General features: G+C 72.1%; 9 protein-coding genes. 1 reads left to right on the top strand and 8 read right to left on the bottom strand.

Going from position 1 to position 13,653, the window contains the following annotated elements; all coding sequences use genetic code 11:
* Positions 1-10: 10 nt before the first annotated feature.
* The 8 genes from ACZ4WQ_RS21635 to ACZ4WQ_RS21600 all read right to left on the bottom strand — a co-directional run bounded on the left by ACZ4WQ_RS21635 (position 11) and on the right by ACZ4WQ_RS21600 (position 12,241).
* On the bottom strand, positions 11-4,015 hold the full coding sequence (locus ACZ4WQ_RS21635) for a molybdopterin-dependent oxidoreductase (protein ID WP_398373996.1): 4,005 nt from the start codon (positions 4,013-4,015) through the stop codon (positions 11-13).
* Positions 4,016-4,246: 231 nt separating this feature from the next.
* Entirely contained in the window at positions 4,247-5,590 is a 1,344-nt protein-coding gene (locus tag ACZ4WQ_RS21630; protein WP_358847745.1) for a class I SAM-dependent RNA methyltransferase, read from the bottom strand.
* Positions 5,591-5,681: 91 nt separating this feature from the next.
* Complete coding sequence (locus ACZ4WQ_RS21625) at positions 5,682-7,784, bottom strand: APC family permease (protein ID WP_311723735.1); 2,103 nt, start codon at positions 7,782-7,784, stop codon at positions 5,682-5,684.
* Between the two features lie 70 nt (positions 7,785-7,854).
* On the bottom strand, positions 7,855-9,357 hold the full coding sequence (locus ACZ4WQ_RS21620; RefSeq protein ID WP_311723736.1) for a cytochrome P450: 1,503 nt from the start codon (positions 9,355-9,357) through the stop codon (positions 7,855-7,857).
* Entirely contained in the window at positions 9,354-9,965 is a 612-nt protein-coding gene (locus tag ACZ4WQ_RS21615) for a GTP-binding protein (protein ID WP_311723737.1), read from the bottom strand. The genes ACZ4WQ_RS21620 and ACZ4WQ_RS21615 overlap by 4 nt, the downstream gene beginning before the upstream one ends.
* Entirely contained in the window at positions 9,943-10,299 is a 357-nt protein-coding gene (locus ACZ4WQ_RS21610) for a DUF742 domain-containing protein (protein ID WP_311723738.1), read from the bottom strand. Before ACZ4WQ_RS21610 ends, ACZ4WQ_RS21615 begins: the two co-directional genes overlap by 23 nt.
* Positions 10,296-10,724: a roadblock/LC7 domain-containing protein gene (locus tag ACZ4WQ_RS21605; protein ID WP_311723739.1), complete on the bottom strand. Its 429-nt coding sequence runs from the start codon at positions 10,722-10,724 to the stop codon at positions 10,296-10,298. Before ACZ4WQ_RS21605 ends, ACZ4WQ_RS21610 begins: the two co-directional genes overlap by 4 nt.
* The gene (locus tag ACZ4WQ_RS21600; RefSeq protein ID WP_385346201.1) at positions 10,721-12,241 is read right to left on the bottom strand and encodes an ATP-binding protein; all 1,521 of its coding nucleotides are present in this window, start codon (positions 12,239-12,241) and stop codon (positions 10,721-10,723) included. The genes ACZ4WQ_RS21605 and ACZ4WQ_RS21600 overlap by 4 nt, the downstream gene beginning before the upstream one ends.
* A gap of 636 nt (positions 12,242-12,877) precedes the next feature.
* On the opposite strand from ACZ4WQ_RS21600, the gene ACZ4WQ_RS21595 reads away from it, so the two are divergent.
* Positions 12,878-13,546: a potassium channel family protein gene (locus tag ACZ4WQ_RS21595; RefSeq protein WP_311723741.1), complete on the top strand. Its 669-nt coding sequence runs from the start codon at positions 12,878-12,880 to the stop codon at positions 13,544-13,546.
* The last annotated feature ends 107 nt before the right edge of the window (positions 13,547-13,653 follow it).

The raw sequence follows: 13,653 nt of genomic DNA, 5'->3' as shown, positions 1-13,653 counted from the left end.
CGGGGCGGGGTCAGTAGACGTCGCGCACATAGCGCTTGTCCGCGGCGAGCTGTTTGACGTACGCCGCCGCGTCCGCCTCGCTCAGGCCGCCATGGACGGCGGCGATGTCCCGCAGGGCCTGGTCGACGTCCTTGGCCATGCGGGAGGCGTCGCCGCAGACGTAGAAGTGGGCGCCGTCCTGGAGCCAGGACCACAGCTGGGGGCCGTGTTCGCGCATCCGGTCCTGGACGTAGATCTTGGCCCGCTGGTCGCGGGAGAAGGCGGTGTCCAGGCGGGTGAGAGCGCCCTCGGCGAGGAGGGCGGTCAGCTCCCGCTCGTAGTAGAAGTCGGTGGCCCGGCGCTGCTCGCCGAAGAACAGCCAGTTGGGCGCGCGATGTCCACGCGCCCGGCGCTCCTCCAGGAAGCCGACGAAGGGGGCCACGCCGGTGCCGGGGCCGACCATCACCATGGGGGTCGCCGGGTCGGCGGGCGGGCGGAAGTACGGCGAGCGCTGGACGTGGACCGGCACCGGGGTGCCGGTCGGGGCGTCGGCGAGGAAGGGCGAGCAGACGCCCTGGCGCGGCTGTCCGTGCACATTCTCGTACCGGACCACGGAGACCGTCAGCGACACCAGATGGGGGTCGGTCAGCGGGCTGGAGGATATGGAGTACAGGCGCGGCTGGAGGCGGCCCAGGACCCCGGCCCACTCCCGCGCGTCGGCCCGTATGCCGAACTCGGCGACCACGTCCACGGCCTGCCGGCCCCAGGACCACTTCGCCAGCTCGCCCTTGTTGTCCGGGCGCAGCAGCCGCTTCAACCGGTGCGGGTCGCGGGCGCGTTCGGCGGCGAAGCGCAGCAGCTCGGGGGTGACGCGGGTGATGTCCAGGTGGCGGGACAGGCCCTCGCCGAAGGAGACCTCCCCCGCGCCGTCGACGTCCACGGCGGCGTCCGTGTCCAGGCCGGTGAGGGCCAGCCACTCCGCCACGAGGTCAGGGGAGTTGAGCGGCCGCACGCCGAGCGCGTCGCCCGCCTCGTAGTCGAGGGGCTCCTCGCTGTCGCGGGTGTCGAAGGTGAACTGGCGGACCTCCTTGTCGGAACCCGGTCGGCTGAGCAGCCGGTTCCCCGCAAGGCGGGCGGTGACCGGGGCGAGGCGCTTGGCGCGCGGGGCCTGCCGCGCCGCGGGGGCCGCCGGTTCCGGGGCGGCCCGCAGGGCGGTGAGCACCCCGTCGAGCCAGGCGTGGGCCGCCGTCTCATAGTCCGGCTCGCAGTCCGCGCGCGGCGCCAGCCGCACCGCGCCCAGCTCGTCCATGCGCCGGTCCAGGCGGCGGCCGTGCCCGCAGAAGTCGTCGTACGAGGAGTCCCCGAAGGCGAGGACGGCGTAGCGCCGGCCCTCCAGGCGCAGGGCGTCGGGCGCGGCCAGGGTGTCCCAGAAGCCCGCCCCGTTGTCGGGGGCGTCGCCGTCGCCGAAGGTGCTGGTGATCAGCAGCAGATCGACGCCGGCGGGCAGGGCGGCGGGGTCGGCCTCGTCCATCGCGACCAGGGACGCGGTGTGGCCGCCCGCGGCAAGCCGCGCGGCGGTGGCGGCCGCGAACTCCTCGGCGTTCCCGGTCTGCGAGGCCCAGAGGATCACCACCTGGCGCCCCGGGGTCGCGTCGGTCACCTTGGTCGCCTTGGCCGCCTCGGCCGAGCGCTGCCGGGGGGCCGTGGGGGTACGGGAGTACATCCCGGCGAGCACGCCGTTGACCCACAGGGTGTGCTCGCGGGTGAACGGGGCGTCCAGGGGCAGCACGGGAACGCCGGGGGCGCCGGACGGGATCCCGGCCAGGAAGCCCACCAGATACCGCCGTTCGTGCTCGGCCAGCACCGGCGGCGCGGCGGGCTCCAGGCCGAAGGCGGCGGCCGGACCCTCGCCCGGGGCGGGGTTCGCCACCGCCACAGGGACCTTCACCGCAACCGGCGTGGGCACCTTCGCCAACGAGACGGCACACACCTTCAGCTCGGGCTGGAAGGACAGCGGATCGACGGCGTCACTGGTCACCGCGTTGACGCTCAGATACTCCCCGAACAGGTCGTTCCAGTGGAACGGCGCGAAGCAGGCCCCCGGCCGCACCCGGTCGGTGACGACCGCGGGCAGCACGGCGCGCCCGCGCCGCGAGGCGACCTCCACCGAATCCCCGTCGGCGATGCCAAGACCGGCCGCGTCCCGCGGGTGCACCTCCACGAAGGGGCCGGGGTTGAGCTTGTTCAGCTTGGGCACCTTGGCGGTCTTGGTCAGGGTGTGCCACTGGTGCTGGAGGCGGCCGGTGTTCAGGACGTACGGGTAGTCGTCGTCCGGCATCTCGGCGGCCGGGATGTGCGGGCGGGCGTGGAAGACGGCGCGGCCGCTCGGGGTGGGGAAGGTCGGCGCACCGTCCTCGCCGACGTACCGGATGGGGTTGCGGTCGGGCCCGTCCGCACGCGCCGCCGGCCACTGCACCGGGGTGGTCCGCAGCCGCTCGTAGCTCACACCGCGCAGGTCGTAGCCGGTCTTGGGGTTCCAGGCCCGCTTGATCTCCTCGAAGACCTCCTCGGCGCTGTCGTACGAGAACCCCTGCTCGAACCCCATCCCACGGGCGACCGCGGCGATGATCCGCCAGTCGGCCATCGCCTCACCGGGCGGGTCGGCGGCCGGCTGGGCGAGGGTGAGGTCGCGCTCGCTGTTGATGAGCACGCCCTCGGCCTCGGTCCACAGGGCGCCGGGCAGGACGACATCGGCGTACGCGTTGGTCTCGGTCTCGGCGAAGACGTCCTGGGTGACGACGAACTCGGCGGCCTCCAGGCCCTCGATGACCGTCCTGCGGTTGGCGACGGAGGCGACCGGGTTGGTGCAGATGATCCAGCACGCCTTGATCTCGCCCTCGGCCATCTTCTGGAACATCTCGACCGTGCCCTTGCCGACACCGTCCGCCCTGACCGTGCCCGCCGGCAGCCCCCACAGCTCCTCGGCGAACGCGCGCTCGTCGTCGACGAGAACCGAGCGCTGCCCCGGGAGCCCCGGCCCCATGTACCCCATCTCGCGGCCGCCCATGGCGTTGGGCTGCCCGGTCAGGGAGAAGGGCCCGCTGCCGGGGCGGCAGATCGCGCCGGTGGCGAGATGCAGGTTGATCAGGCCGTTGGTGTTCCAGGTGCCGTGTGTGGACTGGTTGAGCCCCATCGTCCAGCAGCTCATCCACTCCCCCGCCTCGCCGATCAGCCGGGCGGCCTCGCGGATGTCGTCCTCCGGGATCCCGGTGATCTCCGCGACGGCGGCGGGCGGATAGTCGTCGAGGAAGTCGGGCATCGCCTCCCAGCCCTCGGTATGCGCGACGATGAACTCGGGGTCGGTGTGGCCGTTCGCATGCAGCAGGTGCAGCAGACCGTTGAGCAGTGCCAGGTCCGTACCCGGCTTGATCTGGAGAAACAGATCGGCCTTGGCGGCGGTGGCGGTGCGCCGCGGATCGACGACGATCAGCTTCGCACCCGCCTTCACCCGGTCCATCATGCGCAGGAAGAGGATCGGGTGGCAGTCGGCCATGTTGGAGCCGATGACGAAGAAGACGTCCGCCCTGTCGAAGTCCTGGTACGAGCCGGGCGGCCCGTCGGCGCCGAGGGACAGCTTGTAGCCGGTTCCGGCGCTGGCCATGCACAGCCGGGAGTTCGACTCGATCTGGTTGGTCCGGAGGAACCCCTTGGCCAGCTTGTTCGCCAGGTACTGCGCCTCGAGGCTCATCTGCCCGGACACATACAGGGCGACCGCGTCCGGCCCGTGCTCATCGACGACGGCCCGCAGCCGCCGCGCCGTCTCCGCGATCGCCGCGTCCACGGCGGCCGGCTCCGGCTCCTCCCCCCGCGCGGGCCGCATGAGGGCCGTGGTCAGCCGCCCCGGAGCGGCCAGCATGTCCGCGGTGGTCGCGCCCTTGGTGCACAGCCGGCCGAAGTTCGCGGGATGCTCCTTGTCACCGGCCGCCTTCAGCACCGCACGCCGCCCGTCCGGCCCCCTGCCGACGTCGAGGACCATGCCGCAGCCCACCCCGCAGTACGAGCAGACCGTCCGCACCTTCGTCGTGCCCTCATTCCGCGAGCCCGGTGCGACCACGCGCGTCCCTCTCTCCTGATCGACCTAATTCGGCCCTTCGTGACCGCCGTACGTTCGTGACCGTACGAACGACTCATTACGCGGGGGTCTCCGCGGCTGATCGTCAGGGGTAACACCCACCGCACAGATACCGGTGGGGCGATGTGAGCGCGGTCAGGAGCGCTTCGCGGCGGGCTCCAGAATCGCCACGCACTCGACGTGGTGCGTCACCGGGAACAGGTCGAACGCGCGCAGCCGCCGCGGCACATAGCCCGCCTCGCGGAAGTAGGCGAGGTCGCGGGCCAGGGCCGCCGGGTCGCAGGCCACGTAGGCGATGCGGCGCGGGCCGAGGGAGGCCAGGCGGGTGACGGTCTCCTTGCCCGCGCCGGCGCGGGGCGGGTCCAGGACGATCAGGTCGGCCTCGGTGATGCCGGTGCGGGGCAGGACCTGTTCGACCTTGCCGTGCTCGATCCGGACCCGGTCCAGGTCGGCGAGGTTGTGGCGGGCGTCCTCGACCGCGCGCTTGCCGGCCTCGATGCCCAGGACCGCGCCGCGCTCCCCGACCCGCTCGGCGAGCGCGCCGGCGAAGAGGCCGACCCCGCAGTACAGGTCGAGCGCCATCTCGCCCTTGCGGGGCATCAGGCCCTGCATGACGGCCTCGACGAGTACGTCCGCGGCCTTGGGGTGGACCTGCCAGAAGCCGCCCTCGCCGACCCGCCAGGTGCGGCCCGCGGCGCGCTCGCGGACGAAGGGGCGGCCGTGTACGCGGTGCACGGCGCGGGTGCCCTCGCGGCCCTGGGGTTCGCCCATCCGCAGCACGGAGACCGGCCGGTCCAGCTCCACCAGCGGAAGCCGGCCGCCGGGGCGCGGGGTGAGGACGACCTGGCGGTCGGAGGAGCCCGTGGCGGCGATCGCCTCCACGGTCGCGATCTGCGGCCATTCGCGCTTCTCGACGCCCAGCTCGGTGACGCCGGGGGCGGCGATCAGGCAGTGGTCGACGGGCTCGACCTCGTGCGAGCGGTGGCGGCGCAGCCCCGGGCGGCCCTGCTCGTCCACCGCGTACTGGACCCGGGTGCGCCAGGCCGGGACCTCGCCGCGGGCGACCTTGTCGCCGGGGGCGGGCTCGACGGTGCCGTCCCAGCGGGCCTCCTCGGGGGTCAGCCCGGCGAGCCGGCTCAGCTGCTCGGTGATGACCTCCGCCTTCAGCCGGCGCTGGGCGCCCGGGGCCGCGTGCTGCCAGTCGCAGCCGCCGCACCGGCCGGGGCCGGAGAACGGGCACGGGGCCTCGACCCGGTCCTTGGACGCCTCCAGCACCCGCACCGCGTCGGCGCGCAGGAAGCGCGAGTCCGTCTCGCCCTCGGTCACCCGGGCCACGACGCGCTCGCCGGGCAGCGCGTGCCGGACGAACAGCACCCGGCCCTCGGCGGTGCGGGCGACGCAGTGGCCGCCGTGTGCGACCGGCCCGACCTCGACCTCGTACTCCTCGCCGACCAGCGATGCTTGGGGGTCACGGTGCATGGCGGCTCGGCTCCAGAGGGTGCGGCTGAGAGTTCGGCTGGGGGTGGTGGGGCTGGGGTGGACGAGAGCGTCCACCGATCAGCCCACCAGTCTAGGCCCTCGGCTGCCCGCCGCCGACCCTCGCCTTGTCTGCTTTTGCCTTATCGGCTTTTGCCTTGTCCGCGGCCTTCGGCTGTCCCACCGGGCCGCGGCGCACCGCGCCCGGCGCATGCCACTCGGCCCGCTTGCGGGCGCGCTTGCGGGCCAGCTCGGAGGAGTCCAGCTGCCAGGGCACCGAGGTCACCATCACGCCCGGGGTGAACAGCAGCCGGCCCTTGAGCCGCAGCGCGCTCTGGTTGTGCAGCAGGTGCTCGTACCAGCGGCCGACCACGTACTCCGGGATGTAGACGGAGATCACGTCGCGCGGGCTCTCCCGGCGCAGGCTCTTGACGTACTCGATGGCCGGCCGGGTGATCTCGCGGTAGGGCGAGTCGAGGATCTTGAGGGGGACGTCGATGCCGCGCTCGGTCCACTCGGCCTGGAGCGCCTTGGTCTCGGCCGGGTCCACGCTGACGCTCAGCGCCTCCAGCTTGTGGGAGCGCATCAGCTTGGCGTAGGCCAGGGCGCGCAGCGTGGGCTTGTGGATCTTGGAGACGAGGACGATGGAGTGCACCCGGGAGGGGCGCACGGTCGTCTCGTCCTCGTCGTCCTCGTAGGCCGACAGCTCGCCGGAGACGCTGTCGTAGTGGCGGCGGATCGCGCTCATCAGCCCGTAGAAGACGACCATGCCGAGCAGGGCGACCCAGGCGCCGTGGGTGAACTTGGTCAGCAGCACCACGACCAGCACCAGGCCGGTGAAGAAGGCGCCGAAGGTGTTGATCGCGCGCGAGCGGAGCATCCGGCGGCGCGCGGCGGGGTCCTGCTCGGTCCGCAGATGGCGGTTCCAGTGCCGCACCATGCCGGTCTGGCTGAGCGTGAAGGAGACGAAGACGCCGACGATGTAGAGCTGGATCAGCCGGGTCGAGTCCGCGCCGTAGATGTAGACCAGGATGGCGGCTGCCCCGGCGAGCAGCACGATGCCGTTGGAGAAGGCGAGCCGGTCGCCGCGGGTGTGCAGCTGGCGCGGCAGATAGCGGTCCTGGGCGAGGATCGAGCCGAGCAGCGGGAAGCCGTTGTACGCGGTGTTGGCGGCCAGGAACAGCACCAGCGCGGTGGCCGCGGCCAGCACCACGAACAGCAGGGAGCCGTCGCCGAAGACGGCCGCCGCGACCTGGGTGATCACCGGGTCCTGGGTGTAGCCCTCGCCGAGTGCCACGCCCTGCTTCAGCAGGTCCCTGGCCGGGTCCTCGGCCATCTTCACATCGGTGGTCATCGCCAGGGCGATGATCCCGCAGAACATGGTGACGGCGAGGCCGCCCATCAGCGCCAGCGTGGTGGCGGCGTTCCGGCTCTTGGGCTTGCGGAAGGCGGGCACGCCGTTGCTGATCGCCTCGACGCCGGTGAGCGCGGCACAGCCGTCGGAGAAGGCCCGCAGCAGCAGGAAGACCAGCGCGAATCCGGCGAGCCCGGTGTGCTCGGCCTTGATCTCGTAGCCGGCGGTGGGAGCCTTCATGTCGTCGCCGAGGACGAGTCCGCGGTAGGCGCCCCAGGCGATCATGATGAAGACGCCCGCGACGAAGACATAGGTGGGGATCGCGAACAGCTTGCCGGACTCGCGCACTCCGCGCAGGTTCATCAGGGTCAGCAGCAGGATGATGGCGATCGCGAACGCCGCTTTGTGCTCGACGATGAAGGGGACCGCGGACCCCAGGTTCTCCACGCCGGAGGAGATCGACACCGCCACGGTGAGCACATAGTCGACCAGCAGGGCGCTGGCCACGGTGAGCCCCGCCCGGGGGCCGAGGTTCGTGTTGGCGACCTCGTAGTCCCCGCCGCCGCTGGGGTAGGCGTGCACGTTCTGGCGGTACGAGGCGACCACCGTGAACATCAGCACGATGATCGCGACGGTGATCCATGGGCTGTAGTTGTAAGCCGACGCCCCCGCGACCGAGAGAACGATCATCACCTGCCCTGGCGCGTATGCGACGGAGGACAGCGGGTCGGAGGCGAAGACGGGGAGCGCGATGCGCTTGGGGAGGAGTGTCTCTCCCAGCTTGTCGCTGCGCAGCGCCCGCCCGATCAGGATCCGTTTAGGAACGTCGGTCAGTTTGGACACGGAGAGGATCGTAAGCGGTCGCCCGTCCCGCCGCCCACCCCACGTCGGGGGTGGGCGGCGGAGTCGCTGCTCACTGCCCGCGCCACCAGGCCGCGAAGGCGCCCCAGCGGCGCCGCTGGGCCCCGTGCTCGGACGGGGTCCGGCTCGGCTCGGCGGGCGGAGCCGACGGCGAGGAGACGGGCTCGGCGGGTGTCCGCCGGCCGTTCTCCTGGGGCCCGCGGGGCTGCTGGGGGATCCCTGCCGGGGCGGCCGTCTGGGCGGGCGCGGAGACAGCCGCCGGGACGAGCCCGGTCGTGACAGGGAAGCGGACGGGCAGCTCCGCCAGCGCGCGGTGGAAGGGGCCGGGACGCCAGGCCAGCTGGTGGGCCGGCACGGCCAGTTCCACGTCCGGGAGCCGGTCCAGGAGCTTCTCGATGGCGACCGAGGCGATCACCCGGGCCGGGCTCTCGGCGGGGCAGCGGTGGGCGCCGATACTCCAGGCGAGGTGGGCGCGGTTGCCGAGGCGGCCGTCGGAGGTCAGCTCGGGGTCCGTGTTGGCCGCGGCGTAGCTGGTGAGGATCGGCTCGCCCTGGCGGATCCGCACCCCCGCGAGGTCCAGGTCGCGGCGGGCGAACCGGGTCCCGAAGTTGGCCAGCGGAGGGTCGGTCCACAGGACCTCGTCGATGGCGTCCTGGACGGGCATGCTGCCCCCGGAGAGCTCACCCGCGAACCGGTCGTCGGAGAGCAGCAGCAGCAGCGCATTGGCGATCAGGTTCAGCTGGGGCTCGGTCCCGGCGGCCATGATCAGCGAGAGCTGCTGGAGCAGCTCGTCGTCCCCCAGCCGGGAGGGGTGGGCCAGCATCCACGAGGTGATGTCGGCTCCGGGCCGGTCGCGCTTGGTGGCGATCAGGCCCGCCATGTAGTCCATCAGCTCCTGGTTGGCCTCCACCGCGTCCTCGCCGCTGTCGAAGAGCTTCGCCATGATCCCGACCAGGCGCAGCCCGTGTTCGGCGGGGTAACCGAAGAGCTGGTTGAACACGAGCAGCGGGATGGCCGCGGCGTACTCACTGAGCAGATCCGCCTCGCCCTTGTCGGCGAAGTGGTTGATCAGCGTGTCGGCGCTGCGCTCGACGTACTCGCTCAGCGCGTACGGGTCCAGCCGGGTGAGGCTGTCGGTGATCGCGCCGCGCAGCCGGGCATGGGCCTCGCCGTCGTTGAACAGGGCGTTGTTGCGGTACATCATCATCGGGCCCACCGGGCTGTCCGGCGGGATCCGTCCCTCGTTCAGCGCGCGCCAGCCGCGGGGGTCCTTGGCGAACCGCTCGGTGTCGCGCAGCACCTCCAGCGCGAGGGAGTAGCTGGTGATCAGGTACGCCTCGACCCCGGGAGACAGCTCGACCGGGGCGATGGGCCCGTATCGGCGGAGCCGCTCGTAGTGAGCGTGCGGGTCGGCGGCGAAGTCGGGTCCGTACAGGGGCAGGCCCTGGGCGGCGGGGCGGCCGGGGCTGCCGGCTCCGGGGTGGCCCGCGTGCGCGGGACAGCCCGGTGGCGGCATGGCTCCGGCGACGGCCTCGACGTCGGGGCGGTGGGTCACGCATGCTCCTGGGAAGTCTGGGCCTGGCGGTTCTGCAGGTACTGCACAAGAGCGATCAGGGCGTGGGTCGAGGAGACCCGGTCCCGGGCGTCACAGGTGACGAGCGGGGTCTCGGGGAGCAGATCGAGTGCTTCCCGGACCTCCGCCTCGGCGAAGCGCGGCGCCCCCTCGAAGTGGTTGACGGCGACCGCGTACGGGAGGGAGTGCTCCTCCAGGATGGCCATCACCGGGAAGGACTGGTCGAGCCGCCGGGTGTCGGCGAGGACCAGGGCGCCCAGGGCGCCGCGCGTCATGTCCTGCCACAGCCGGGTGAAGCGCCGCTGTCCGGGGGCGCCGAACAGGTACAGGACCAGGGTGTCGCTCAGGGTGAGGCGGCCGAAGTCCATGGCGACGGTGGTGGTCGTCTTGTCCTCGATCCCGGCGAGGTCGTCGACGAGCGCCCCGGCCTGGGTCATCGTCTCCTCGGTGCGCAGCGGCTTGATCTCCGACAGCGAGCCGACGTAGGTGGTCTTGCCGACGGCGAAGTGCCCGACGACCAGCAGCTTCACCGCCGTTCGCACCGTCTGCGGCAGATAGACCGCCTTCTCAGAGGCGAGCGCGGAGTCCATCGAGCACCTCCTGCAGAAGCTGGATGTCGGGCAGGTCGGCCGTGGGGATGGGCGACCGCGTGGTGATGTGGCCACTGTCCACGAGGTCGCCGAGCAGGACCTTGGTGACGCTGACCGGCAGTTGCAGATACCCGGCGACCTCGGCGACCGAGAGGGCGCCGCCGAGGCACAGTTCCATCAGCCGGCGCTTCTCGGGACTGAGGCCGGCGAGCGGCCGGTCGGTGTGCGCCATGACCAGCGTCACCAGGTCGAAGGTGTTGCGGGTCGGATAGGCACGGCCGTCGGTCACGACATACGGCCGTACCAGTCCTCGTTCGCGCCGGGCCGGGGTCATGCCGGGCTGCCGATGCCCTGTCGGGTGGCGCCCTGGCGCGGCGGGCTGGTCAGCTCCTTACCGAGCCGGTCGACCAGCTTCTGCATCCGGTAGCTGACCGCCTCCATGTCCACGGACTCGGTGGCGGAGACGGCGAGGTACGCGCCGGGGCCGGCGGCGATGAGGAAGACATAGCCGCCGGCGAACTCGACGAGCGTCTGCTGCCAGGGCGTCTCCTCCCGCTCGCAGAACTCGGCGGTGGAGCGGCTGATCGACTGGAGGCCGGAGAGCGCCGCGGCCTGGCGCTCCGCCTCGTCCCGTGCGATGCCCTCGGAGTAGGCCCGCAGCATCCCGTCTGCCGAGAGCAGGATCGCGTGCCGTGCCTCCGGCATCTTCACGACCTCGTCGAGCATCCAGCCCAGCTCGTTGTTTATGTGGTCGTTCATGCCTGGCGATTCCCTTCTTCGGTTTGGGGGTCGGCGCCCTGGTTGTCGGAGCGGCCGGTGCGGGTGCCGCGTGCGAAGGCCCCCATGCGCTGGGCCGTCTCCTCGGCCGAACGGACGCGGTGCGAGCCGGTCTCGGGCTCCGGGGTGCTCGTGGGCCAGTCGTCCGCCGACTGGGCGATGGGCTGCCGGCGGCGGCGCTTGGGCAGCCCGCCGGCCGTCGAGCCGTAGGTACGTGACGCTTCGTCGATCTCGGACGGGTGGTCCAGCCCGGACGGGGGCTGGGCCTCCGGGGCGGGCGCGGACGGCTGCGGCGCGGACGGCTGCGGCGCGGGCCGCTGGGGCGTCCGCTGCGGCGGCACCCCCGGCTGGGGCACCTGCTGCTGGGGCACCTGCTCCGCGGGCGGCTCGGTCCGGCGGGCGGCGCGGGTCTTGCGGGTGGGCAGGGAGGGGATGGTGTGCAGGGACGACTGCTGGGGCTCCTGCGGCACGGCCTGCTGCCCGCTGCCCTGGTCCTCGGCGTCGACGTGGGTGAGCAGCGCGGTGGGGAGGAAGAGCACGGCGCGCACACCGCCGTACGGGGACCTGGTGTCGACGGAGACGCTGAAGCCGTACCGCGCGGCGAGCAGGCCGATGACGGCGAAGCCGAACTGGGGCGGGTCGCCGAGCCGGGCGACGTCGACGGCGCGCTCGCCGGACAGCAGCCCGGCGGCGCGCTGCACCTCCAGGCCGTCCATGCCGACGCCGGCGTCGTCGATCACGATGACCGCGCCGTTGTGCACCGGCTGGAGGCTGACCTCGACGTTGGTGTTGGGCTGCGAGTGGCGGGCGGCGTTGTCCAGCAGCTCGGCGACGGCGAGCACGACCGGCTCCACCGCCCGGCTCACCACGGCGACGTCGACCAGGGCGTGCACCTGGACCCGGCGGTAGTCACGGATCCGGGACTTGGCGCCCCGTACGACATCGGTCACCGGGGAGGAGATCCGCTGACGGCCGGGCCAGGACCCGCACAGCACGGCGATGGCCTGGGCGCGGCGGCCGAACTGGGAGTTGGAGTGGTCGATCTCCAGGAGGTCCCGGAGCACATCGGGGTTGTCGTGCCGGTCCTGCATCTGGGAGATCGACAGCTGCTGCTCATTGGCCAGACCCTGGAGGGCGCGCATCGACGCCTTGAGCGCCGCCTTCGCCGAGGCGTCGGCCCTCGCCTGTGCCTTGTCCACCGCGCGGGTGAACAGCTCCACGACCCCGTGCAGACTCTGCGCGAAGGCGGTGCCGGCCAGCCTTTCGTCCCTCAGCCCGGGCAGCGGCGAGGGTTGGCTGAGCGTGTCCGCGATGACCGGGAGGCGCATCTCGAGGAGATGCTGAAGCTCCTCGTCGCGCGCCCTCAGGTTGTCCTCGAGTGTGGCGTTACGCCTGCGCACGCCGGCGTTGATCGTTCGCTGGCGTATCAGCAGGACGAAGACGACGAGCACGACGACGGCCAGGCACCAGCTCACCGCCTCCGATATGTGATCTGTCATCAGAATCCTCGTGCAGGAGAACGCGGGCGCGGAAGGAACGGTTCAGTGCCCTGATGTCCCGTCCGGAAACGGAATACGGCGATCATCTTAGCCACGCCGGTGACCAGACGTCCGATGCGCGCATCAACATTCGAACTGCGGGGCCATGATTGCCGTTTCTGGTGAAGATCCCATGAAGATCGGGAAGGCGGCGGGGAGATGGTGATGCCTCAGCCCGGGACAAATACGACCACCCCGCCGTCGAGCCGCGATGCCACCCCGCCCCGCGTCCCGGCACCCGGCGACACGCCGACCACGGAGGCCGCGGACGCGCGGCGCGACGCCTCGCGCACCCCCCGGAACGTTCGCAAGCGGCAGTGCGCGTTCCGGGACGGTTCCGGCAGGGCCCCGGCGCGGCGGGGACTCCTGTACGCCGTATAGGTCACGGCCTCGACCAGGACCTGAGCAGGGGACTCGGGGCCGTCACACAAGTGCGGATACGGTGGTGACAGACGTTGCGGCGGCCGGCTTTCCGCTGCCGCGCGGCATCGACATCGCGGGCCTTTTGCCCCGCTGTCACCCCGTAGGCCTGGAAGGAAGATGTGAGCAGGGTGTTTGTGCAGTTCAGCACGGTAATGAGGAGTGCGGGGTAGTCGCATGCATATCGTGATCATGGGCTGCGGCCGGGTGGGTGCGGCGCTCGCCCAGACCCTGGAGCGACAGGGACATACCGTCGCCGTCGTCGACCAGGACCCGACCGCCTTCCGCCGCCTCGGTGCGGGCTTCGGCGGGCGCCGGGTGACCGGCGTCGGCTTCGACCAGGACACCCTGCGCGAGGCCGGCATCGAGGAGGCCGGGGCCTTCGCCGCGGTCAGCAGCGGCGACAACTCCAACATCATCGCGGCGCGGGTCGCGCGCGAGATGTTCGGCGTGGAGAACGTGGCGGCCCGTATCTACGACCCCCGCCGCGCCGAGGTCTACCAGCGGCTCGGCATCCCGACCGTGGCCACCGTGCGCTGGACCGCGGACCAGATGCTGCGGCGGCTGCTGCCGTCCGGCGCGGAGCCGCTGTGGCGGGACCCGAGCGGCGGGGTGCAGCTCGCCGAGGTGCACACCTCCCCCGCCTGGGTGGGCCACAAGGTCAGCAGGCTTCAGGAGGAGACCGGCGTGCGCGTCGCGTTCCTCACCCGGCTCGGCGAGGCGATGCTGCCGACCTCGGAGACGGTGTTGCAGGAGGGCGACCTGGTGCACGTGATGATGCGCACCGACGAGGTCGAGAAGGTCGAGGCGGCCTTTGACGAGGGACCTGAGGAGGCCGGACGGTGAGCAGGGGGCACCTCCCAGCGGTAGCTGGGGGAGCACGCACGGCAGCCGGGCCGCAGACGAAAGCGAAAGCCGCGCCTCTGCGCCGTGCGGGCGGCAGTGACATCAGC

The sequence above is a fragment of the Streptomyces sp. NPDC028305 genome, assembly GCF_055569495.1.
This window is presented reverse-complemented; position numbering and strand designations above follow the sequence as displayed.

Bases quoted from the DNA above. Each gene is read 5' to 3' on its own strand.
- ACZ4WQ_RS21635 (WP_398373996.1), bottom strand. From the start codon at position 4,015: ATGGTCCTCGACGTCGGCAGGGGGCCGGACGGGCGGCGTGCGGTGCTG.
- ACZ4WQ_RS21630 (WP_358847745.1), bottom strand. From the start codon at position 5,590: ATGCACCGTGACCCCCAAGCATCGCTGGTCGGCGAGGAGTACGAGGTC.
- ACZ4WQ_RS21615 (WP_311723737.1), bottom strand. From the start codon at position 9,965: ATGGACTCCGCGCTCGCCTCTGAGAAGGCGGTCTATCTGCCGCAGACG.
- ACZ4WQ_RS21610 (WP_311723738.1), bottom strand. From the start codon at position 10,299: ATGACCCCGGCCCGGCGCGAACGAGGACTGGTACGGCCGTATGTCGTG.
- ACZ4WQ_RS21605 (WP_311723739.1), bottom strand. From the start codon at position 10,724: ATGAACGACCACATAAACAACGAGCTGGGCTGGATGCTCGACGAGGTC.
- ACZ4WQ_RS21600 (WP_385346201.1), bottom strand. From the start codon at position 12,241: ATGACAGATCACATATCGGAGGCGGTGAGCTGGTGCCTGGCCGTCGTC.
- ACZ4WQ_RS21595 (WP_311723741.1), top strand. From the start codon at position 12,878: ATGCATATCGTGATCATGGGCTGCGGCCGGGTGGGTGCGGCGCTCGCC.